The 23410-nt window shown below is 46.1% G+C and carries 21 protein-coding genes, 1 tRNA gene and 1 pseudogene; 3 read left to right on the top strand and 20 right to left on the bottom strand.

The genetic code is table 11. From position 1 onward, the window contains the following. Positions 1–7 precede the first annotated feature (7 nt). The 8 genes from C1752_RS19205 to C1752_RS19170 all read right to left on the bottom strand — a co-directional run bounded on the left by C1752_RS19205 (position 8) and on the right by C1752_RS19170 (position 10975). Positions 8–763, bottom strand: coding sequence for a sulfotransferase family 2 domain-containing protein (locus tag C1752_RS19205; RefSeq protein ID WP_110987679.1), 756 nt, complete (start codon positions 761–763; stop codon positions 8–10). 44 nt (positions 764–807) lie between these two features. Then, on the bottom strand, positions 808–2013 hold the full coding sequence (locus C1752_RS19200) for a sulfotransferase family protein (RefSeq protein WP_110987678.1): 1206 nt from the start codon (positions 2011–2013) through the stop codon (positions 808–810). A gap of 794 nt (positions 2014–2807) precedes the next feature. Continuing rightward, positions 2808–4331 carry a lipopolysaccharide biosynthesis protein gene (locus tag C1752_RS19195; RefSeq protein WP_110987677.1) on the bottom strand — a complete coding sequence of 508 codons (1524 nt, stop codon included), beginning with the start codon at positions 4329–4331 and terminating at the stop codon, positions 2808–2810. Between the two features lie 422 nt (positions 4332–4753). Next, positions 4754–5830: an agl cluster protein AglQ gene (locus C1752_RS19190; protein ID WP_110987676.1), complete on the bottom strand. Its 1077-nt coding sequence runs from the start codon at positions 5828–5830 to the stop codon at positions 4754–4756. Further along, positions 5827–6711, bottom strand: coding sequence for a glycosyltransferase family 2 protein (locus C1752_RS19185; protein WP_158535142.1), 885 nt, complete (start codon positions 6709–6711; stop codon positions 5827–5829). Before C1752_RS19185 ends, C1752_RS19190 begins: the two co-directional genes overlap by 4 nt. Positions 6712–6829: 118 nt before the next feature. Then, positions 6830–7819, bottom strand: a complete 990-nt coding sequence (locus C1752_RS19180) for a glycosyltransferase family 2 protein (protein ID WP_110987674.1) — start codon at positions 7817–7819, stop codon at positions 6830–6832. Between the two features lie 128 nt (positions 7820–7947). Next, positions 7948–8802 carry a WecB/TagA/CpsF family glycosyltransferase gene (locus C1752_RS19175; RefSeq protein ID WP_110987673.1) on the bottom strand — a complete coding sequence of 285 codons (855 nt, stop codon included), beginning with the start codon at positions 8800–8802 and terminating at the stop codon, positions 7948–7950. A gap of 865 nt (positions 8803–9667) precedes the next feature. Continuing rightward, positions 9668–10975 (bottom strand): diacylglycerol kinase family protein, encoded by a 1308-nt coding sequence (locus tag C1752_RS19170; RefSeq protein WP_110987672.1) that lies wholly within the window; start codon positions 10973–10975, stop codon positions 9668–9670. Here C1752_RS19170 and C1752_RS19165 point away from each other — a divergent pair. Then, positions 10974–11531 carry a CDP-archaeol synthase gene (locus C1752_RS19165; protein WP_110987671.1) on the top strand — a complete coding sequence of 186 codons (558 nt, stop codon included), beginning with the start codon at positions 10974–10976 and terminating at the stop codon, positions 11529–11531. The two genes, C1752_RS19170 and C1752_RS19165, sit on opposite strands and share 2 nt — an antisense overlap. 108 nt (positions 11532–11639) lie before the next feature. On the opposite strand, the gene C1752_RS19160 is transcribed toward C1752_RS19165, so the two are convergent. The 4 genes from C1752_RS19160 to C1752_RS19145 form a co-directional block, all read right to left on the bottom strand. Beyond that, complete coding sequence (locus C1752_RS19160) at positions 11640–11897, bottom strand: hypothetical protein (RefSeq protein WP_110987670.1); 258 nt, start codon at positions 11895–11897, stop codon at positions 11640–11642. Positions 11898–11941: 44 nt separating this feature from the next. Beyond that, complete coding sequence (locus tag C1752_RS30475; protein ID WP_353962724.1) at positions 11942–12280, bottom strand: DUF2752 domain-containing protein; 339 nt, start codon at positions 12278–12280, stop codon at positions 11942–11944. 265 nt (positions 12281–12545) lie between these two features. Beyond that, complete coding sequence (locus C1752_RS19150; RefSeq protein WP_110987668.1) at positions 12546–13502, bottom strand: lysylphosphatidylglycerol synthase transmembrane domain-containing protein; 957 nt, start codon at positions 13500–13502, stop codon at positions 12546–12548. Between the two features lie 32 nt (positions 13503–13534). Then, positions 13535–14500 carry a radical SAM protein gene (locus tag C1752_RS19145; RefSeq protein ID WP_110987667.1) on the bottom strand — a complete coding sequence of 322 codons (966 nt, stop codon included), beginning with the start codon at positions 14498–14500 and terminating at the stop codon, positions 13535–13537. A gap of 410 nt (positions 14501–14910) precedes the next feature. Here C1752_RS19145 and pds point away from each other — a divergent pair, with 410 nt between their 5' ends. Then, complete coding sequence (pds, locus tag C1752_RS19140; protein ID WP_110987666.1) at positions 14911–16356, top strand: 15-cis-phytoene desaturase; 1446 nt, start codon at positions 14911–14913, stop codon at positions 16354–16356. Next, positions 16340–17299, top strand: a complete 960-nt coding sequence (locus tag C1752_RS19135; RefSeq protein WP_110987665.1) for a phytoene synthase — start codon at positions 16340–16342, stop codon at positions 17297–17299. Before pds ends, C1752_RS19135 begins: the two co-directional genes overlap by 17 nt. Here C1752_RS19135 and C1752_RS19130 read toward each other — a convergent pair. From C1752_RS19130 to C1752_RS29745, 8 genes and pseudogenes are all read right to left on the bottom strand, one after another. Further along, entirely contained in the window at positions 17294–17485 is a 192-nt protein-coding gene (locus C1752_RS19130) for a DUF2949 domain-containing protein (RefSeq protein ID WP_110987783.1), read from the bottom strand. The two genes, C1752_RS19135 and C1752_RS19130, sit on opposite strands and share 6 nt — an antisense overlap. 368 nt (positions 17486–17853) lie before the next feature. Next, positions 17854–17927: transfer RNA gene (locus C1752_RS19125), tRNA-Val, on the bottom strand. Between the two features lie 124 nt (positions 17928–18051). Continuing rightward, positions 18052–19044 carry a LysR family transcriptional regulator gene (locus tag C1752_RS19120; protein WP_110987664.1) on the bottom strand — a complete coding sequence of 331 codons (993 nt, stop codon included), beginning with the start codon at positions 19042–19044 and terminating at the stop codon, positions 18052–18054. Between the two features lie 173 nt (positions 19045–19217). Then, positions 19218–20084 carry a carboxylating nicotinate-nucleotide diphosphorylase gene (gene nadC, locus C1752_RS19115; protein WP_110987663.1) on the bottom strand — a complete coding sequence of 289 codons (867 nt, stop codon included), beginning with the start codon at positions 20082–20084 and terminating at the stop codon, positions 19218–19220. A gap of 3 nt (positions 20085–20087) precedes the next feature. Continuing rightward, on the bottom strand, positions 20088–21596 hold the full coding sequence (gene cobQ, locus C1752_RS19110; protein ID WP_110987662.1) for a cobyric acid synthase CobQ: 1509 nt from the start codon (positions 21594–21596) through the stop codon (positions 20088–20090). After that, positions 21597–21968 carry an Npun_F0494 family protein gene (locus tag C1752_RS19105; RefSeq protein WP_110987661.1) on the bottom strand — a complete coding sequence of 124 codons (372 nt, stop codon included), beginning with the start codon at positions 21966–21968 and terminating at the stop codon, positions 21597–21599. Positions 21969–22402: 434 nt separating this feature from the next. Beyond that, complete coding sequence (locus C1752_RS30090; protein ID WP_339373423.1) at positions 22403–23062, bottom strand: tetratricopeptide repeat protein; 660 nt, start codon at positions 23060–23062, stop codon at positions 22403–22405. A gap of 66 nt (positions 23063–23128) precedes the next feature. Further along, positions 23129–23272, bottom strand: a pseudogene (locus C1752_RS29745) (J domain-containing protein); the annotation flags it as partial. Between the last annotated feature and the right edge of the window lie 138 nt (positions 23273–23410).

The raw sequence follows: 23410 nt of genomic DNA, 5'->3' as shown, positions 1-23410 counted from the left end.
CTACAATTTAATAGACTTTACAGCTACTAGAACGAATAAAGTCATAGAGTTCAATATCAAAGCGACAAACGTGGGCTATTCTATCGAATTCAGCTTTAGACAGTCCATAATTACCCTTAGGATTTTTTCTTTTATGAGGGATATTTAGCTTTAAACCATATTTGCTTTTACATTCAGCCACAAAACTCTCAAGAGAATCTAAAAACCCAATCGTATTAAATTTCAAGGCATTCTCTTTGGCTACATTCAACTTAACCTCTGGCAAGTCATCACTTTTAGTTTGCGAACCAGAAAAAAACTTAATAAATTCGTGTCCCCAAGAGCGACCTAAGTCTGACTCCAAAAAACTTGAAATACTGGTTTCCAGCCTACAATGCTCACTATCTTTATACCTATTATAAAAATAGTTTGATACATATCGTTCAACGGGATGCCTCAGCAATGAAATATAGTTATATTTATCCTTAAATAAATACCATATTTTCTGATCATATAATATATGTCCACTAATATAGCGAACACCTCTAACCATTTCATAAACTAGCAAACCTTCTCGATACCTAAAACAGGCATTATAATTTTCTTCCCAATGCATATGCGAATTTACAATCTCAGATGCTTTATAAGATGCAGAAGCTTCAATTCTTCTAAAGCTATTTTGGTAGTTCTTTCGCATCGCATAATCAACAGACGTACCTCCTGATTTTGGTATATGCATGAAGAAAATACGGGGATTATCATGCCTATTTCTGAAAATCTTCATGCGATACTATTCCTGTATAACAGTCTCAAAATATAAATCTGCTTCTATATCGAAGCTGCTTTCGATCCGAGTATTTTAAGAAAGAATATGCGCCAAAAATTACTCAATCCCTTAGCTTTTCTTAAATCCAGATAATCTTCCGGACAAGCAATTGAGTGCCCTCTCATTCGATTGATAAGCAAGTACAAAAAAAACTTCAAGAGGGACAGTACCTTTTCAAGAAACTCATCTTCCAAATCAGGCAACTTGCAGACAAAGAACGTTCCAGCACCCAAATCAGTATGCTCAAGAACTTTGATTTTTTGAACTTGAATAAATTCCATACCATTATTCGAAGATTCTATAATAGAAGCCTCATTCATCTCAATGAAATCTCGATCTAGGCAATATAAAAAGTAAAGAGACTTTGGAGGCGATGCTTGTTCATACTGAAAAGTCTCGATTCCATATTGACAAGCATAAGTAGTAGGCTTCAAAAGCTGTTTAGGAAGTTCCCTTTTCCACACATATAAACGATCTAGATCTAGAGGATCCGCAACCTGAGTTTTCCAAAACTCATTCGGTGAGCTTACAATCCTGGCTGTTTCTGAGGTGTCTAGCATATTTTCTTCAAAGCTCTCTCCAATATGGCAGCAGATTTTGCTAAGAACAGTTTTCGGACTTAGAATTAAATCTTCATATCGGATAGTTAGCGTCTCTTCATCCCGAACACAAAATTCATGACTTGAAGAGAACCATGCATCCCACAAATAGCAATTTGCCAAGATTGACTGACTAGCCCATGGCAGCTTGCGCATAGACATTGCCGAATCTCTCGGATCACGAATAATTCGGATGATCGGTGACCCGGGAAAGGTGCTGCGAATCAATGGGAGGCAAAGTAAGTGATTTGGTGTTTTCTCAGCCCAACGAACCTTATCTAGTTTATGAGCATGCTGAACGGTGAGAGCTTCCAGTAGCACTCTCAAAGAAGGAGATCGATTTGTAAGATAGACTCTAATATCGTCAGATTTCAAGCCAAAAAGTTCATAAACACATTGACCTGATAGTTTAGTGGAAGTCAGCAAGCTCACTGCTTTGTTTGGCCAGTTATCATCTTGAATAGCGTCGTCTATCTCTTTAGAAGCAAGCTTGTTAAAAAAATGTGATTCAGGCCCACAAGCAATTCGACTATGGCTTGACAGCAAAGCTGAAAGTAGTGTCGTGCCTGATCGAGGTGCCCCGACAATAAAGATTGGATGTTGCTTCATAGTTTTTTAACAAAGCTCAACATTTTACTGTAACAGAGGCTCTAGAACATAATGAAAGTATTTTTTATCTTTACTTTTAACATTCTCTATTTTGACTTGACATTTTATGAACCTCCAGTTGCTGTTATACAATAGTCCGGACACTTTTTTAGAGGCTGGATAACCATCCCCCTAGGGTTAGGGTGTACCAAGGATCATTAACTCAAAGTCAGGTCTGACCCTGAGTTGCATTTAATTCGATATTTTCTATACTTCATATGCTGAAAGGCTTATGGCTGCGTTCCGAAAACTGTCCGGAGTATTGGTTATAACCACTAGCGGGGTCCTAGCACTTGATGTACCAAGTAGCGGCTATTTTTTCTCCGTGATTTATTCTATATTTGAGATCCCCATTTGCATCTATGTTGAATAACATTTCAAGCTAACGACAATTGATTAATAAGCATATATTTCAGCGAATTAAGAACGACTTTAAATTGTACATCCTCATCTAAATGAGCAATTTGAAACATTCGTGTGCTCGCGACAAGAGTCAGAGTGATTTTTTATTCAACGCAACAGGAGAAGTAGCTCGGCCCGATTTCATAAAGTTGTCTACTTATCATCTTAAGCATCCTTCAACGAGAGTAAATTTTTCTCGTACTGAGTCTTATCTTGATTGACAAATAACATTGCTTACATCACCAGATAAAAGAAACGATGGCAAGGAAAAAATATGTCTCAAGAGAAAATTCATAATGTCACGCAAATTTCAGATTTTATTTCTATTGCAAAGCACAACAAAAGCCGTAGTCCTAGATCTTTTTTCTCTTCTTTCTAAGACTACTGAATATACCCAAAATTTCCATGAAACGCCTTCTGCCGTTCGGAAGACCTATCCAGAGAAGAGGGTAAAGCACTATGTATGAAGCTATATCGAGCAATAGCACTCCGATGCTGCTATGCTGTGTGATGCCTACCTTGTGAAAAACCATAAGCAACCCAGCGGCACCAATAGAAGCAATAGTCGGTCTTGCTAGAACAGACAAGAAGCTTTTGAACTTAATAGGCGTCCCCTGAAAACAGTAGATATGAGCAGGGAAAAAAAATAATGGTCTCGTCATCCCAAATACTGCTGCAACACCGATAGCCCCCCAACGGACTCCAGCCATAAATACCAACGCATTTAATATCGAACCAATAACACCCCATCGAAGTTGACGATCAGTTCTACCTAATGACTGATAGACCCAGCCCGTCGCTACATTGAAGGTAGCAATATAAGCTGCAGGTATTAGAAGTCTAAAGATAGGAACTGCATCAATCCATCGCTCACCCAATAAAAGTAGTATCAGCTTATCAGATGAGGCAAACATAAACGCCACAATCGGCATTCCCAGACTAGTAATAAGCAGGATGGCTTTGTAATAGTACCGACTATATCTTTCCGGGTCATCCTGCAAACTACTGAGAGTTGGCATCGCGACATTATTAACAGGAGAATTTATCTGTTGGATCGGAAGTAAAACTAATTGATACGCTTTCGCGTACAGGCCTAGCTCTGTTGCACCCCAGAACCGCCCAATTAAAAGATTATCCAGATTACGAGAAAAGTAATTTAGTGTGCGAAACCCCGTCAAATTTCCACCAAAGGCTAACATATCTCTAATATCTGATCTACGTGTGGGCCTTTCTGGTCGCCATTTGCATTCGATCCATGTGAACACTGCAGTGGTCATCGAGCTTGCAGACTGCATTCCGACCAATGCCCAGTATCCAGCACCTAGCCAAGCCATAGTAATGCTTACAATTAAGCCTACAGCTACCGAACAAATGCCGATCCTAGCTAAGTTAGTAAACTGCATCTGCCGCCTCATCAAAGCCTGATGCTGCACGGTCAATCCACCGAAAATGAAGTTAGTCGAAAGTGCCAGCGTGACCCAAAGCAGTCGTGGCTCTTGATAAAACAAGGCTAAGATAGGAGCAAGAGCTGCAACAACAAAAGCAACTAAGCAGCTGACGCCAAGATTGATCCAAAACAGAGTACTAACTTGCTGATGATCGACTTCCTTTTTCTGTACTGTAGCTGCAGATAATCCTAGATCCTTGAAGAGTTGAACAAAACCAGTGAGGATAGCTACCATCCCAATCAAACCATAGTCTTCAGGGCTCAATAAACGAGCCAAAAAAACCGTTGATCCCATCCGTAGGACAAACTGAAACCACTGAGATGTAATCGTAACTGCGCCACTACGAATAGAGCGCTCTTTCAAGTCAGCCTTAAGATTTGAAGTATTAAAATACTCACTGTACTTAGTATGTGTAGAAGGATGACTCATAGGCGAGTGTAAGCATGCAAAGTATTCAGCAAGAAGCGGCGAGTCTCTTTTACAAACAAGTGCAAAAAAGATTAAGAGGTATACCAGAAACGACAGGATTGAGCTTTTAGTTCTTTTTCAATGGAGTGCTGAATTACACGAATAGATAATTTTTTTGTTACAGAATGCTTAGATTAAAAGAGATAACTCTTTTCACAGCACTATAATTAAAGGGCTGCAACCAATCAAAAAAACATAGGCGAAATCGGCATAAAATCACAATAATACATTATCAAAATCTCATTTTTACTGCTTAATCACATTAGAGGTGAGGCATATTCTCATCTTATATAAGCAATACGCAAGATTCTATCAAAATCGACAAAACTGAGTCCAATTAAATAGAAAAAACGTTCGCATATCTTGAAGCTGATGAGACGCAGTTATCTTACAACCTCCATATTAGATAGTCTTGTTGCTTCGTAGATTCTCGCAGAATGAGTATTTGGATCGTCTGTATTCTTAGACATCATATTCTCACTGAAGTCAAAACATATATTAAATTGAGAAGAAATCCATTTTTCTTGTTCTGATCGGTCACAAACGTTGAAGGCATGGAGAGAAAAAGGTATTTCAAACCCGGCAGGGTTATATGGGTAGCCATATTTGTTATTCTGCACATCTCTAAAGTACTGGCTTGATTTAGCATATAACAGAGATTTTTTAATTTTTTTGCTTCTCCAAATTTCTTGACTTGGATACTGATTCTTCAACAGTGCAAAAGCATAAAGGTTAAAGCTATGGTATCCAATAGCTTTATAAGCCAACATCTTACGCTTCTGGATTGACTTTTGCTCTTCAATTAGATTCACAAGTTTTTGCCGAAATCCTACAGGCTTGGGAATAATCAAATGATAGATAAGCCCCGAAGCGTAAGTATTGAAGAGATTCGGGATCTTACTGATAAAGCACTGAACCTGCCTATCAATTTCGCTAGAACCATATTTTGCTATCAAACTGCCTGCAGCAGCAAACCACAACTGGTGATTAAATGTTAAATCGAACGATAAGTAACTCCCATCAACACCAACCCGTTGCCAAAGCCCAGCTTCTTCATTAAATGGATGAAGTAGAAACACTTCCTGTGCCAAGTCTAACAACTCAGGCATTTCCAGTTTCTGAGCAGCTATTGCTAATGCTTCAATCGTCCACGCTTGACCAATAAGACCATTGCATGCATCTTTTTCAGGATTCTGGCGGTGCCAAAATGTGGCTCCCATTGGCCTTACTTCACTCTTACATAAGTACTGAGCTGAAAACTCAGCAGCTCTGAGAAATCTCTGATCATGAGATATTGAATATGCCTTTAAAAAAGTAATAAGCCAATGTGAAGTATTTCTTACAGGAGTTTCTAAGTCATGGTATAAACCGTTGTGGCCCGCTGGCATACTGCCTGTCGAATTATTTTGAAAAGGCAGGGCCGAGTTAGCACTTTCAACAATAAAATCATAGAGTTTCATTTCGCTGAATAAAACATAAAAAAACCACTTAAACGTCCTAAGCTTGTTGCGATAGTACACAACCAAGCAACCCGCCAAATAGATATGTAGCTAGAGCGAATCTCACGCGCACGGTCTATACAGTTTTGCTGAATTTGCTTGCGTGAAGGAGGTCTAAACCCAAATATAATATTGCTAAAAATTTGCGTCAATGACTGCCCTTGCTCTAGCCATATAGACGGTTGACCAGAACCGACCCGATACTGTTTCCTGAGCATTGATACTAGCTTACGTGCTGGATGTAATACACATGCTTCAGAAGAGTATACTAAGTAAAAATTTGCGTCAGTTGCCCTCTTAGTCCAAATAACATCTCCACCTGACTTAAGATTACCTGGGAATAAACCAATTTCAGAGAAGACAGTTTTCCGAACAAATAAATTAGCCGTTTTGCTAATTTTTCTACTAGCTATATTTTTTTCTATTTGCATATTTGTCACAGAATCATAAATTTCAGCAGCAGTCCTTTCAGATGAGAATGTGAATTCTACTTTTCCACCTACTAAGTCAGCATTATTGGACTCTAAAGCTTCAACTCCTTTCTCGATCCACTGAGGTCTAGGTATACAGTCTGAATCAGTAAAAGAGAATATTTCGCCCACAGATAGGGAAATACCTTTGTTTCTTGCTGCATATGAACCTTGCTTAGCTTCAAAGCTTAGTTTTACGTGCTTGAAGCTAGCCACTAAACATTCAATATCCTCATCAGAATTATTATCAATGACTATAACTTCGTATAGATGCTTCGGATATGTTTGCTCCTCCAAAGCCCTCAGGCATTTTTCCAAGCGTTCTATATCATTAAAAACCGGAACAATTACCGAAACATAAGCTAACTGCACTATATCAAAGTCTCCATTATAATTTGGATTAGCTTGTTGGAATCTGGTTCAAGTAAAGAGACTCATTCGTGGATAAAAAAGTCATGAGACAGTAGACTTGATACTCTAGAAATAATACTTATCTTTTTTGGTTAAGGCTAATCAAAGGCGTCTGGCTTAGAGACTTATGTGAACCCAAGGCTAAGTGAAGCATTATCTTAGAGATGGGAGCTAAGCGAACTGACATAAGGGTGAGGAAAGATCGCCAGTCGAGAAGAAAGATAGAACGATCAGATGATAATGCTTTGTCAATAAATTTACGAGCATCACCTATATTGCCCGCAGTCAAGGATAAACGTGCTAGATAGCGATACATGTAAGCATTAGCTGTTGGGAGAAGTGGTTCGACTAGGCTAGGCATTCTGTTACGGGCCATTTCAAGCACTCTTTCGTTGCAGCGCTGCATCTCTGTCACATTAAAAGAAAGACCAGATGGGCGCACTCGATACTGACATAAAATTTTTGACTCGCGGTAAAACTGCCACCGCCCAGCCGAAGCAACTCTCAACCAAAAATCTAAATCTTCACAGCTTTTAAGTCTTTCATCAAATTCACCTATCTCCTCAAAAATACAGCGGCGAAATATACTATTGGAGCCATGACCTACAAAGTTCTTACACAAAAGCGCTGCCAAGTCATTCTGTTTAACAGGTTTTCCGCTCAAGTACATTGGCGTAGACTGCCCATCTTCACGAATGGCTCTTGAAGCACTGTAAACAACACCCACATTAAGCAATCGATCTAGATGAAAAACGTGATTGAGTAATTTATCGGGTTCATAGACGTCATCACCATCTAAAAGAGCAATGTACTCTCCCTGACTGTGTCTGATGCCATAGTTCCTCGCAGATGAAAGTCCACCATTCGGTTTAGATAGCAGGTGAAATCTGCTGTCACACTCACAAAAGGAGCTAGCTATCTCAGCCGTATTGTCAGTTGAGCCATCGTTAACAACAATTGCTTCGAAGTTTTGGTAGGACTGCCTTTCAACGGACTCAAGAGCTGATTGAAGATAAGATGCAACATTAAATGCCGGAATTATAATGCTGACTTTGGAATCAAAAACCATAATTTAGGTTCACGTCGTTTGTTTTCTAGAAAATCAACATCAGTGGGGAAAGACAGCGTGGATGTATGCGTCGACAAAGATGGCCCAATTATAGGCAATGCTTCAATCCTCTCATTTCAGGAACTTACTTACGGAATAATCTCTTGCCAGTTCTCATCAACCCGACCAATAGTCAAAGGACGAATTCCAAGGGCAGATGCCAAGGCAATATTCAATAAAAAGACTGGATTTCCGAGTAGGTAACGACCCATCAGTCGCCTTGGTTCTCTTAGCAATCGGAATAACCATTCTAGTCCTAGATCCGAAATGTAATGAGGACAATCAGGAACTAAACCTGCGAACCGATCAATTACTGCTCCACCTAGCATAATCGCATTAACATCTATCCTATCTCTGTATAGGTCAACCCACTGCTCTTGAAGAGGCATACCCATGCCGACAATCAAAACATTTGGTTTAATCGCATTAATCTCGTTGATTATGCTTTCGTTTCGATTAGAATCATGGACCGAAAAGTAGCCGTCATGTCCTGAGAAATGAGCTTCACTATATCTGTTCTTTAAATTAATGAGGGCATTCGTGAGCTGCTCTGGCTTCCCTCCCAGAAGGTAGACTGAGAATTGCCTCTCGTTGCATCGCTCTAAAAGCTCAGGCATCAAAAGTGTGTATGAATTTTTATACTCTTTTGGCAGCTTGAGTCCTAAAATATTGACCAGTTTTATGATTCCCATCCCATCACAGTGGGTGATGTTTGCAGTCTTGTGAAAGCCATCGAGCCATGGCAACTGCATTGAAAGATTAAAACCGTGAACGTTGTAGTTAGCGACCACAAACTTCTTGCCACATGTGCACATATCGCTGATGACATTCACTAATGTAGGAGTTGTCATAAATGTTATGCGACGCTCTAAAAGATAGGCTTCAATAACAGGCTCGCGTGTGGCTGAATGAGAAGGAGATAAGGTAGAGGATGATAGCGTCATTGACTTCACTCATGGCTACGGATTGCTAAATCCAAGAAATATTTTGCTGGTTAACGAAATTTTAGATACAAGGATAGTATTAAAAGGCTTTCGAGGCGAACTCCTATTAACCGTGAATATTACTTATAAAGAAAACTAGTCTATGCAGCAAGAGTAGGCTGCCTTACTGGAAAAGCTTGAGAAGGCGGGGGCAAGGTAAATAATGAAGCGTGCTAGACCACTTAGATAAAAATTATTTATTGAAACATTTTGAATAGTAGATACGTTAGTTAAAACTCTAACTACCCGGGCTTTAGATGCTTTTCAACTCGGAATGATGCTGAGGAATTTATTTAAGCTAACTGAGCTAACTGACATTAGGTGATTACTTTACACGCTCACCTCGAATATAGAATGTATACACGTATACATTGATTAGTTTTATCAGGAAGTTTTTTGGGTGAGATTATTTTTCTACAAGATTATATTTAATAGATTTATGAGGACAGTGACATCTTATTCAACAACTTGAAAAACACTATTATCGGTTATCTGTACTGAGTACATAAATGCATTCTGCCATGACAGACAGCTTTTACACTGCTCGAAATAGTGTAGCTGTTTATACTAGATATCAAGTTTTCAGCTTCTTATTCACTCTTGCAAGGTTGAGGTGATCGATTTAAATTGTGCGATCGCAAACCAAAAATTTTTCTATTGATGGAGCATTTCAATCTGTTGCCCTACCGTTACTGGATCTCAACCTCCTGATAAGCTAGTGTCCCTATTGAAGTTCATTAAGGTTGAGATAGTCTTGGGCTGCTGTGTTACTCATTTCAGGAATATGCGGGTGCTGATATTTGGGAATCTCAAAACACGGACGAAATCAATTTCGCGGCCCAAATACTGAGTCACTTCTTGTCAAAGCGAAGAAGTAACTCAGTATAGGCAATACTGTCATTTCAGTTTTGCCATAGGAAACGGGTTCCCCGTCAATCGCTAGCGTTCCGCATCGCTTTTCAGGTGTTAGAGTCAATCGGCTGGTCTTGAAGCAGTCCACCTCTGCGAACTGGACGTGTCCTCCCGTATCAAGCTGTGAAAAAGCTTGGAGCAACCGCCATCGGGAGGCGCCCCGACGCACCATCAGGAGGTCTAGTTTTCCTCCGGCACGCTCGGCGTTGGGAGCCACGAACATATTGGAGGCGGCCCAGGGGACATTCATGCCCCACACCGCAATGAATTCATCTTCAATAGTCTGTTTTCGACCTTCATGCTCAAACACAAGACGTCCAGGATAAGCGCGCAGGCGAGCAATCAGCAGCAGCGCGCAGATATCATCCCTCAGCGGCCCTAGCCAACGTAAACGATCTGAGGCGAGGTCGCTATCACTGATGAGTCCCCACGCTAGCGAGAGAATACCGTAGGATAGCTGCCCGTCTTGCTGGACCTGCAAAATATCTAAGGGCTGGGGGTGGCCCTTTGCGATCGCAAATCCTGCTGACATCACATCGTAGGGTTCACCCGCCTGCGCTAACAGAGACTGACAGAGGCCATTGCCTGTCCCTGCCGGAATGACGCCGATAGGTGTTTGAATCGCGGTTGCCGCGTCCGAGCGCTGCATCAGTCCATTAATCACATCGTGAACGGTACCATCACCGCCCACCACCACTAGACCATCGAACTCAGCTAGGTTTAGCGATTGGATCAATTGCCGCGTCTGGGAACCATTTTTAGACTCTGCCACCGTTACCTGAATTTGACTCGCTTCTAGCAGCGGGCGGACACGCTCAAAGAGTTGCAGTCCCCGCCTTTGCCCGCTAGTGGTGTTGAGGATCACGACTAGATGTTTCGCAGGGGTGCGGAGGAGTTGAGAAAATGCTGACAGCCATTGCGATCGCAAATCCTCTGAACAAGAGAACGTATAAGTCTCTATCACTCGTCGTCGCACCTGGGTCCATTGATGCCGACGCCGCAGTGGACAGGCCGTCACGATAAATTCCACGGCCTCTTTTGCTGGCGAAGGGGAGACATTCAGAATATCCGACAGATTGAGTGTTTGAGAGTGGTTCCCTTCCTGCCATGTAAACGTTTCAGAGGTCAGAGAAGCCGCTACAGTCTGGGAACGAGACCGAATTCCCGATGGACAGTAGATCAGATCTGCTTCTAAAATCAATTGTCTCAAGGGAACCGTCATGCCTTCTGCAGCTAACCAGTTGATTCAAGACTCATTTAACCTCATCTGGTTACTGTTGGGTCTGTTTGCCGCTGGCATCCTGGAAGCCTATCTCTGGCAGACTTCCCTTTTAGAGTGGGCTAATCACCCTATTCAGCGAGAATGGTTTGGTGAGAATAAACGCTGGCGCGGTCTTTTAAGCCTACCGCTGACGCATCTACTGGCTACATTTTGCTTCCAGGTATTGGAACACTACAGTCCGGTCGTGCCAGATGCCTGGATGAGCTTTGCTGACGTCAGTACCTTAGAATACGGGCTGCTGATCGGTTTTGCCTGTAACCTTGCTGAGCTACCCAACTCTTTTGTCAAACGGCGGCTACAGATTCCAGCCGGTGCTCAGAGTAGCCCTCTCTTTTTTATCTTTGACCACATCGACTCCAGTACCGGAATTTTGCTGCTTTGGTGGCTTTATTTTCACTTTCCGCTGCATTTGGTGATCACAGGATTTTTATTGAGTCCTCTGTTATTTATGGGAGCCACCTTCATTCGGATTCGGTTGGGTCTCAAGCAGGCGTGAGAACTTTGCTCACAGCCTACTAACCGAAGACTGATACAAAAAATGATGTGCCTGGTACGAGCAGCACACATCATTGGTGACGAATATACAAATTTTTTCTTTCGACTCCTACGAAGCAGCCACAGTCAATACGCCGTTCAGGACTATCCCCATCCCAAAGCAAAAACTCCAAATCAACATAATATTTTTAATATCGTGCTGATTGACATTTTGCCATCCCCAGATAAAGGTGTAGAGACCGCAAATAATTCCCAAAATCCCTAAACCCACACCTTCTGAGGGGAAAAGTTTTGTTAACACAATAATCCAACAAACAATTGAACCAATTGAGGTTGCAATCGCCAATATAGAAGCCACTAAAGCCACAACTCTTATCCCCCATCTCAAAACAAAATCTAGAGATAAAGGTATCACATAACTAACCGATACAAAATGCTAGAGAAAAACAGCAGCCGAACTAACCAGTAGATAACAAAGGCTACTAAGATAAAATTTGTAATTCCAAAGTCAACCTCTACATTTTCTAAACGATTCGCGAGAGAAAGCCTAGCAGTGTCAGTCAAAAAACTGGCTACCAATATCAGTAGAATAGCAGCCATCATGAGAGGGAAAAATGCATGAATGTTGACCGCATCATGCCAATGTCCGTGAGCGAGAGCCGCAACAGAGCGTGACAGACCACAGCCAGGGCAAGGTATATTCAAGCCATAGCGAAGTGGGCATTGCCAGCTTGGCAATCCTAATGACATCAGGGTCAGGTGAAGCATAGTGGCACCAGATACGGCGAGACAGGCAGGTCTATTTTTGAGTAGAGCTGATAGCGTAGGTGTAAAGAGAAGGCTTGAGTTCATTGCAATAGAGGTGTCCTTCAGCTTGACAGAAAATCCTGTAATCGTTGCTTGGCTCCGTAATATTAGAAGCGCTCACTGTGTGTGAATTTATCATGAACAGCGCCAATCTTACTTCTATAAGGGTCGAGTGCTTAGAAGTTCGGGCAAATCGTCTCAAAAGCTATTATCCCTGCATCTCAGCTTTGACATTTTTTGGAAGCATCACCAGCATCCACAGGGCAATGCCGAGCATTTGGTAAAGATGAAATAAGGTTGCGATCGCAACCCCCTGCACCAGCGGTACGCCAAATCGCGTCAAGGCAAAAATTAGCGCAGCCTCAAACGTCCCTACGTTAGCCACAGAAATGGGGATTGAAATGCCGACATTTAGAATAAATAGGCTCACCATCAACTGAGCGGGCGATAGCGGAAACCCTTGAGCGACACAGAGCACCTGCAAAAGCAGGCCTTCAGTAAACCAGTCTCCCAGCCCCATTGTGATGCCTTGGCCTAACTGCATCGGTACCTTGACGACGGCCAAACCCTTTTTGAAATCCGCCAGCCCACGCTGAATGCGCCCTGAACAGCGGCGGAGAACATAGATCAAGATTGCGATCGCAACCGCCGCCACCGGAATGCCCCACAGCAAATTATGGTCGAAATAGCGCCAGCTCCGTGCCAGTAACCCGAGCTGCAGGACCGCCAGTCCCGTTAGCCCCAGCAACATTAAGATATCCATCACCTTATCGACGAACACAATAGCCGTCGATTCCGCCGTCGCCATTTGCCGCCCCTGAGCATTCGCAGGCTGCCGGAGAACAGCCACCTTGACCGCATGTCCGGCCTGTCCTTGAATAAAATTTCCGACAAATTGCCCAGAGGTAAAAGATCGTGCCGCCTGCCGCCAGGAAACACCTACCGTTGGCGGGCAAAGTACCCAGAGGCGAGAGATCTGGAACGCGATTTGGACAAGGACAATGACTAGACCTGTCCCCAAAGAAGTAGGGCCAAACTGTCGGAGCGTTTCCAAAAAAGCTTCCCCATCGAAGCGCAAGCGATGCCAAGCAATCACAAACCCCACACCCAGCAATAGCAAAAACAGCAGGCGAAAGAATAGCCGCCTCGTTCCAGACTTAAACATTCTGAATCAGGAGATCACGTATAGATATTTCCTCAGAAAGAAATAGAGCCACTTTGCCAGGATTGATAAGCATCTTTGACCATTGCCAGCGGCTGATTATCGAGCATCGAGTCGCGATAGACACAGAGAATAGAGCAGCCCGACTCACAGCCCTTTCGCTCTTTAAACTGCGCCTGCAAATCTGCACGGGTGTAGTCCGTGATCGGCTTATTTAGGCGATTACGCTGTGAAGAGCAGTACTGCGTCAGTCCAAATTCATCAATATAGAGAAATCGAGATCCCGCACGGCAGATCCACTCTGGCTGCTGCCCCTGCAGTAATTGACGACCGTAATCATAATCTAGGCTCGTATGAGACGCACGATTGGCAAAGTGCTGGTCCCAGAGATTTATGTAGTCATCGCCCTGCACTTGAACTTGCCCCTGATCATTATGGATTAGCCCCACAGAGACATAGAAGCCAAAAGCCCGAATCTGGTTAACGGTCTCTGTAAACGTCTCTTTGGTCGCTTCACACATCACCACGTTGGCATGGACATCAAAGGTAGCAGACTCCTTGAGCAGCTCTAGCTTTGAGATCAGCTTATTCAGCGACTTCTGAATATAGTGGGTTGGGTCAGACTCCAGAGCATCAATACTGATCTGTAGATTGCTGAGGCCCGCTGTATTAAGCCGATCAATCAGCTCTTTCTTGAGCAAAAAACCATTGGTCGTCATCGAAACCTGGCTGTGACGACTGCCATACTCAATAATTTCCATCAGATCTGGGTGCATCAGCGGTTCACCCCCTAGCAAAGAAATATTGATCACGCCTAATCGATGAATGGCATCGATTCGATCTTTAAGGTCAGCGAGAGGAACAGGATCTGAGGTGTGGTCGTACTCTGTGCAATAGCCACAGCTCAAATTGCAGCGTCGCGTAATAATCAACTGGGCCTCTAAGGGCGTTTTGAAAACGAGAACATCAGTAATCGTTTTGAGGGGGCGTTTAATGCGCATGGGAAACCCACGATGACAGCAGACTCTTTGGCAGGAGACTTGAGCGTCGGCCTTCGGGTTTCCGATTCAAACCGGAGGCCCTCAATGACAGCGCCCCTTGGAGAACCTACAATCGTCAGCTCACCCTGCCCGAAGTCCATTGAATTCTACGGTATTTCTGGAGCTTAGAGCAGTACCCGGCTGAGTTAGGACAGCCCTTCTTCAGCACAGATAGATTGCAGTCATTTTTATGTCCTAATCAATACGTGTACTTCTATATCCGACGGTTTCAGACGTTCGCCGTGATGATTTAAATCTAGCAATCTTAAATATTCCTGAAATGTTACGGATTGCAACGGTATAATTAGTGACGGAGCGGCTGCAAGACAGCAGACGCGCCCATTGGCGTCGCGGAAGGATAGTTGAAATACATGCGAGTTGCGATCGCAGGGGGTGGCCTAGCTGGGCTAGCCTGTGCCAAGTATTTAGTTGATCATGGTCATACTCCTATCGTTTATGAGCGCCGGGATGTCTTAGGTGGCCTTGTCGCTGCCTGGAAAGATGAGGACGGCGACTGGTATGAGACGGGTTTACATATCTTTTTCGGTGCCTACCCGAATATGCTCCAGCTCTTTAAAGAGTTAGGCATTGAAGATCGGCTGCAGTGGAAAGAGCACACCATGATCTTCAACCAGCCAGACAAGCCAGGAACTTACTCTCGATTTGACTTCCCGAATGTAGCCGCACCCTGGAATGGCCTGGCGGCAATCGCCCGCAACAACGATATGCTCTCTTGGCCGGAGAAGGTGCGCTTAGGGGTCGGCTTAGTGCCCGCCATGATTAAGGGGCAATCCTACGCCGAAGAGATGGATAAGTACTCATGGACTGAATGGTGCGATCAACACGGCATCCCTGAGAACGTCACCAACCAACTCTTTTTAGCCGCCTCTAAATCTCTCAACTTTATTAATCCCGAAGAGATCACCGCCACCGTGATGTTCTCGGCTTTCTACCACTTCATGCAAGAGCAGCACGGCTCTCGCGTCGCCTTCTTAGATGGCTCACCCCCTGAACGCCTATGTCAACCCATCGTGGACTACATCACTGAACGCGGTGGTGAAATTCATTTGAATGCCCCTCTCAAGGAAATTCGTCTTAAAGAGGATGACTCCGTCAACAGCTTTTTGATGCGCGGTCTTGAGGGTGCTGAAGACTACGAAGTTTCTGCTGATGCCTACGTCTCTGCGATGGCCGTTGATCCGCTTAAGGTCATGCTGCCCGAACCCTGGCAGAAGCTAGACTATTTCAAAAAAATGCAGGGACTAGAAGGCGTACCGGTGATCAACATTCATCTGTGGTTTGACCGCAAGCTAACTGAGATTGATAATCTATTGTTCTCTCGGTCGCCTTTGTTAAGTGTCTACGCGGACATGAGCAATACCTGTCGTGAGTATGCCGATCCGAACAAATCTATGCTGGAGCTAGTTTTAGCCCCTGCAAAAGATTGGATTTCTAAGTCTGAAGATGAAATACTAGCCGCCACGATGGCAGAGCTTGAAAACCTCTTCCCTCAGCACTTTCAAGGTGACGACTCAGCCCAGCTACTAAAGCAGAAAATTGTGATTACGCCTCGGTCAGTCTATAAGGCTGTACCGGGTTCACAGCAGTGTCGTCCCGTGCAGACCACGCCAATCGCCAACTTCTTTTTGGCCGGAAGCTACACCATGCAGGAATACCTTGGCAGTATGGAGGGAGCGGTCCTTTCTGGTAAGCTGGCAGCACATGCGATCGCAAATAATCCCTCTGCCTCCGATAGTGGCAAATCTGCTCCATCATTGTCTCGCTCTCCGTCACTGACACATGCTACAACTGCCTGAAACGCCACGACGCCAGGTTAGCCAGGTCAAATCCCTGTCTTCCCTCGAAGATGCCTACGAGCAGTGTCGTCAGGTTACAGCAGACTATGCCAAAACCTTTTACCTCAGCACGCTGCTAATGACGCCCGAAAAGCGGCGGGGCATCTGGGCGATTTATGTCTGGTGTCGCCAGACAGATGAACTAATGGATGGTCCGCAAGCCGCTAATTCCACACCGGAAGAGCTGGCGGCCACATTGGATCAATGGCAAGAGCAGCTAGAATCCGTTTTTGCTGGTCACCCCATCCAAAGCGAAGATGTCGCCCTTCAGGATACTATCAAACGCTTTAATCTTGATATTCAGCCCTTTCAAGACATGATTGCAGGGCAACGAATGGATCTGCAGCGTAGCCGATATGACACCTTTGAGGAACTGCATCTCTACTGCTACCGAGTTGCCGGTACCGTAGGTTTGATGTCAGCTCCCGTCATGGGCATCGAACCCTTTTGCGATCGCCTGCAGCCACCCTGGGCCATCCCTGAGACAACACCGGGCAGCCCCATTGAAAAGGCCGTTGCTCTGGGTGTCGCCAATCAACTCACCAATATTCTGCGTGACGTGGGCGAAGACGCTCGGCGAGGTCGGATCTATCTCCCACTCGACGATCTAAAGCGCTTTGGCTATACCGAACAGGAACTCTTTGATGGCGTCATCAACGACCAGTGGCGTTCCTTGATGCAGTTTCAGATTGAGCGCGCACACCAGTTTTTCGCCCAAGCCGAAGACGGCATCCGATCACTGGAGAAAAATGCGCGTTGGCCAGTTTGGTCGGCACTCATCCTATATCGAAGGATCCTAGACGTCATTAAGCACAACCAGTACGACGTCTTCAGCAAACGGGCCTACGTTCCAAAGCGCCAGAAACTGCTTTCTTTACCCAAGGCCTGGGTCAAGTCTCTATGACGTTTCCAACCAGTCGTAGATCTTATTTAATTGCTCAAGCGTAATCAGGCCATACTGCCACAGCACAATAGGCAACGGACCAGGATCCTGCTCTAGGTGTCGTAAAGCAAGGCCAATAGAATCGCTAGGCAAAGAAAGTTCTTCTTTCAAAAAGCACAGCAACCTGTTTTGAGTGTTTTGTCTCATATCTGCCATCCCCCAGCGTATTAATCCTGCCGCTCTACCAATAAAATTTGACTCAAAAAAATCGTTCCTATCCAAGATCCATCGTCATCACCAACCCCACATCCTTGGTGGAGCAGCAGATAGGACGAAGCACGAACTAAAATACAACGCTAGCTACGTCAAAACGTTGCTCTTAGAAGCAGCCTGTTTCCCCCGAGTTGTGGCAATTTGCCAACAACAGATCTGCGTCTAGACTAGAGTTGTCAGTGGAGCATAGCATACTTAGATCAAAAGTGAGTCAGATTATTGTATAACTTTCTGTTTATTTAATCCGATATCAGCAAGCTCCGAAAACAAACGTTCAGACAAGCATTTTTACACTTAAAGGATGGACACACCCCGACTCGAACGGGGGACCCCCACGATGTCAACGTGGTGCTCTAACCAACTGAGCTATGCGTCCTCAGGCTCTCAAGCTATCACAGGTGTAACATACGTTGCAAATAAATTCGGTAGGCTCTTTTGGGTGAGGCTTTCATTAACCTTAGGTGGAGATCGGAACGCCTTATCTCTCATGCGTCACCGGCTTATAGAGGCGTAGAACCAGAGGTTGCCGACAGTGGTTTCTCGACTTCAGAGAGCGATATTAGACGCGCGCTGACGCTGGCAAACTGCGGCAAAATTTCATGCATGAAGGTTTTGGCAGCCTTAGAACGATAGCGATTGGGGTTAATGATGAGCGAAAGAACCCGCTTCACTACGACACCTTCAATAGCGACCTGCTTGAAGAGCCCCAGGTCAAGCTCTTTTTCAATGGCTGATATCGAGACAAAAGCGGCCCCTAGCCCCGACTGCACAGCATTTTTAATCGCTTCAATAGAGTTAAGCTCCATTTCTAGCTTGAGACGACGGGGGTCAATATCGCCCCGCACCAAAATCTGATCAATCACCTTACGAATGGTTGATTGAGCATCAAGGGCAATAAAGTTGAGCTTATATAAATCTTCTCGATGTACAATCTCTCGCCGAGCAAAGGGATGGGAGACGGGCAAAATCAAGGCCAGCTCATCTTCAGCATAGGGCGAGATCTCAAGAGATTCCTGGAGTTCTGGGGGAACTTCTCCGCCGATAATGGCGAGATCAACTTGTCCGTTGACAACGCTCCAGCAAGTGCGGCGGGTGGAATGTACATGAAGCTGAACAGCAACCTCAGGATATTCTTTGCGAAACAGACCAATAAGACGCGGCATGAGATAGGTGCCGGTGGTTTGGCTAGCTCCAATAATGAGGGTTCCGCCCTGAAGATTTTGCAGATCATCAATAGCTCGGCAGGTCTCTTGGCACAGGGCGAGAATACGATCGCCATAGTTGAGTAGCAGATGCCCAGCTTCAGTTAGCTGAGCGCGACGTCCGCCTCGATCAAAAAGTGGAACATCAAGCTGGCGCTCCAGGTTTTGGACCTGCAGGCTCACGGCGGGTTGAGAGACATACAAGCTGTCGGCGGCCCGCTTAAAACTCCCTTCTGCTGCGATCGCTTTGAGAATACGGAGCTGATCGAGCGTAAACGGAAGGTCAGACATATTGGGTTTAGACCTGACAAGCAACGATAAATCAAGCGCAGTTGCGACAGGACTTTTCGTGAGTCTCGCCGCATTGCAAGTGTACCCTGAGGCGATCACATCTGTCCTGTCGCGGGATCGCCTGACCTCGCGGGATTTTAATAGGAGCCTATCCTACAACCGTGCATGACGACTTAAGCAATCATCCGTAGACTGATATCGAGCCAGGGGGCTTGGGTAATCGGGGCGCTCGTCGAAATGTAGTCAACCCCTGTTTCAGCGGCAGCCCGAATCGTGTCTAAGGTGATGTTGCCAGAAGCTTCAATTTTGATTGTGGTGCTGCAGGCTCGAATCATTCCAACAGCCTTCTGCATCTGAGCTGGGAGCATATTGTCGAGCATAATGATATCCACGTCATGCTCTAGGGCTTCTGTCACCTGCTCTAACGTTTCAGTCTCCACCTCAACGGCAAGGGGATACGGAATCTGGGTGCGGACCTGATCAATGGCGGCACCAATGCCACCTGCCGCCTGAATATGGTTGTCTTTGAGCATCACGGCATCGTCGAGGCCCAGACGATGGTTTTTGGCTCCTCCGATTCTCGTGGCGTATTTTTCTAGCAATCTGAGGCCAGGGGTAGTTTTACGAGTATCGACGAGTTGCGTGGGTAGGGTTGCGATCGCATCTCCATATTGCTTTGTCAAAGTCGCAATCCCACTCAGCCGCATGATCAGATTGAGAGCCACTCGTTCCCCTGTTAATAGCGGCGCCATCGGCCCCTGAAGCTCAGCCACAACCGTGCCTGCGGCGCACCATTCTCCCTCTGCCACCAACGGCATCAGCTTTATGTGGCCATCAAGAAGAGAAAATACCCTTTGCACTAGAGGAAGACCCGCCACACATCCTGCCTGCTTAAATAGAAGCTTTGCCTGCCCCTGCTCCGATAGACCCAGGGCCTGAGTGGTCAAATCTCCTCGACCGATATCTTCTTGCAGCCAGCGGGTGAGCATCGGATCAAGAATGATCCATGCCGGTAGAGTCGCAGGAACAGAACTGTCCATAGGTTAATGAGTATCGGTTGGCGTTAGGGTCAGCAAGGGCGTGAGGTCGAGATGCTCCGCAATGGCATCCGTTACCTGATCGAACATCTGATTGCGCTGTTCTTCATAGTCAGGCACATCCGTCGGCAAAGAATAAAGATCGCGTCGGCACCGAATTTGATTGAGCCAAGATCGCCGCCAAGCCCCATTATCCAACAGGCCGTGCAGATAAGTGCCGAGCGTCAGACGTTCTAAGCTGACGACGCCCAAAGTCGGATCGTCAAATAAAGGCTGAACAATACTGGAATCAAGTATCTGCGTTTGGCCCTGATGAATTTCGTAACCGTGAATCGGCCGTTCCGCCGACGGAGCCTCAAATTGGGCCGGTAGAGAACAACTCAGAACCTGTCGTTGCTGGGTTATCTTCGCCATCGTCATCTCCGTTCGTAGCGGCAACAGCCCAAGACCTGGAAATTCTCCTTCCTGGCCCTCTTCGCCGGTCGTGTCAATCAAGACCTGCCCCAGCATCTGCAGACCTCCACAGATGCCCAACACCATGCCACCCGCCGCGCTGTAAGCCTGAATCTGAGCAGCCATCCCAGATGATTGCAGCACCTGCAGATCGGCAATGGTCGTTTTTGACCCGGGCAAAATTACCGCATCAGGCGTTCCCAAAAGCTCAGAGGGATCTACAAATCGCAAGTTGACGCTGGCTTCAGACTCTAACGGATCAAAGTCCGTAAAGTTAGCCACTCGCGGGAGCCGAATGACGACAATGGTAATCTCAGCCTCTGGCTTTGTTGCACGACGGTCAAAAAGGCTCAGCGAGTCCTCTGCAGGCAGCGTTTGGGGTAGCCAGGGAATCACGCCCACCACAGGGATTCCCGTGCGATCCTCCAGCCACGTCACCCCCGACTCTAGCAAGGAGCGCTGCCCCCGGAATTTGTTGATCACAATGCCGCGCACCAGCGCCCGTTCATCTGGCTCCAGTAGCGCTAGCGTTCCGACGACATGGGCAAAAACACCGCCTCGGTCAATGTCTGCCACCAACAGCGTTGGAGCCTGTAGATGCTTGGCCACACGCATATTCGTCAAATCACGATGCTTAAGATTAATTTCTGCGGGACTTCCGGCTCCTTCACAAACGATCCAGTCAAAGTCCTGCTGCAGTCGCTCCAGCGCCCCGGTAATCGCCTGCCAGCCACGGTCAAAATAATCTCGGTAGTAGTCTGCCGCCTGGACTCGGCCCACCACCTTCCCCTGCAGCACCACTTGAGAAGTCATATCTCCTTGGGGCTTGAGCAAAATAGGATTCATATCCACCTGAGGCTCGACGCCAGCGGCCCAAGCCTGGACGGCTTGAGCATGTCCCATCTCCTCTCCGGCGGCAGTTACGTAGGCGTTGAGGGCCATGTTTTGCCCTTTAAAGGGAGTCACCCGCTTGCCCTGACGCTTCAGCAATCGACAAATGACAGCGGTGAGTAGCGATTTCCCAGCATGGGAGGTGGTTCCCACCACCATGATTGCGCCCATCTACACCGGCCACCGCACCCAGCGGCTGCAGAGATTACGCCAATAGTCCGCAAGGGAAGGGCGCGGGATATTCTGCTGCTGCCAGAGCTGCAGGAGCTGCTGACCTAGGGGCGTCAACCGAAAGCTATCTGTCAAACCTTGACCGTCAACCTCACGCCGCAGAAGCCCCACATCAATGAGCCACGTCAACAGGCCCTCTACTTTCTGCTCTGATAGGGAGCGACGGGTGTAGCGATGCGTGATGCCCTGCTGTCCGGCAATCTCAGCGAGGGAAATACTTTGCGATCGCATCGCTTTAAACAGCTCTACATCAAACGGACTACAGGCCACAGCCCTTACCGCTCGCGTCATCGTTGCTCGGGGATAATCCATGAAAGGTTGCGAATTGTTAACCTACTTCTACTCTAGTCTGATTAGACCGCTCTTGTCACAGCGGCTCAAGATCAAGCCTTCAAGTGATATGGGGCACAGTTTCACATTGAACAATGCCGCACAATAGAGAGTGCCATCTGATGGGATGTTGGCTAAAATCAAATCGACGTAAAATCACGCCTCATCTTTGCCATGCGGTGCGGGGGGTTTAAGCCCCCATTATTTAACTGAGGAGTGACCGAGTGCTGTGTAATTCTTGTCTGCGCCAACCAGCTTGTCTGACCAATAAACTAGCGAGTCGCGATCGCAACCTAAAATCGATGCTGCAGCGTCTAGAACATTGTGAGCTTCGTATTGTTCGTTCTGTGACCAAAGAGAGTAAGTTGACTCAACTGCTCCGCCGTCTGCGCAATTATCAAACTCAAGCGTTCCATCTACTTTTTGCCACCAAACAGCCCAAATAACCCCTTACGCCCTGAGGCTTGCTGAGCACTTTGAGAGCTGGTGCCCTGGGCCGCCTTCTCCAGCTTGGCAATTTTCTCCATGCCTTTAAGCGCATCAATATCGCCAGGCTCCAGCTTCAAAGCCTGCCGGAAATGAATCTTAGCCATTTTTGTCTGCTTCTGTTTGAGATAGATGCTGCCCAGCAAACTTTGGCACTGACTATTTTTAGGATCCAATTTTAAGCCATCGCGTAACTCCTGAATCGCCTGTTGAAAGCGATTCTTCGCCATCAACTCCTCAGCACGGCGCACATATTGACTCACAAAAGAATCGACCGGGGGCTTACTGGGAGCCGGAGCAGCCTGCGGCGACGTCACCGCCGTCTTGGGCGAAGAGGGTGGTGGCTGTGGCACCGGTTCTGGAGCAGATGTCTGGACGGTCTGGGAGGTAGCAAACTTTTGCTGTGGCGCACTCGCCATACTCTCTTGACGAATCAAATAGGCAAGATTCAACTCGCTTAACTGCTCAACAACAGCTTGAACATGATCTAACGTCTGGTATTGCCCCTCTGCCAGCTCAGCAACCATTTCCTTGTACAAAACACCAACATCATTGGCTTTGAGCAGTTCCTTTGCTTTAACCGTGTGCATCTGCTGGTTTTGCTCCATCGTGACTCGCTGACTCACGAGCCGCACCAACAGGCGATACTCTTCCCGCTCTTTATCTTGCGAAAGCGTCTCGTAGGCCGGATTGACTAGCTTAGAAAGCAACTGACTCGCCTGTGCGACGTCTGCTCCCTGTCCACGAGCATCTGGGTGCAGACTGCGGGCGATTTTTAGATATCGTTTCCGAATTTCGCTAGCAGATGCATCTAGGGCGTGTCATCAATTAACTTGACGTATCTACATTAATCTTTCATCTTAAAGACTCTTCTACTGTGAGGAGCTTTGAGATGCCCCGACGATATGCTCTGCGCGATGATCAATGGGAGCAGATAG

Origin of the sequence: Acaryochloris thomasi RCC1774 (genome assembly GCF_003231495.1) — a bacterium.
Lineage (GTDB): Bacteria > Cyanobacteriota > Cyanobacteriia > Thermosynechococcales > Thermosynechococcaceae > RCC1774.
This window is presented reverse-complemented; position numbering and strand designations above follow the sequence as displayed.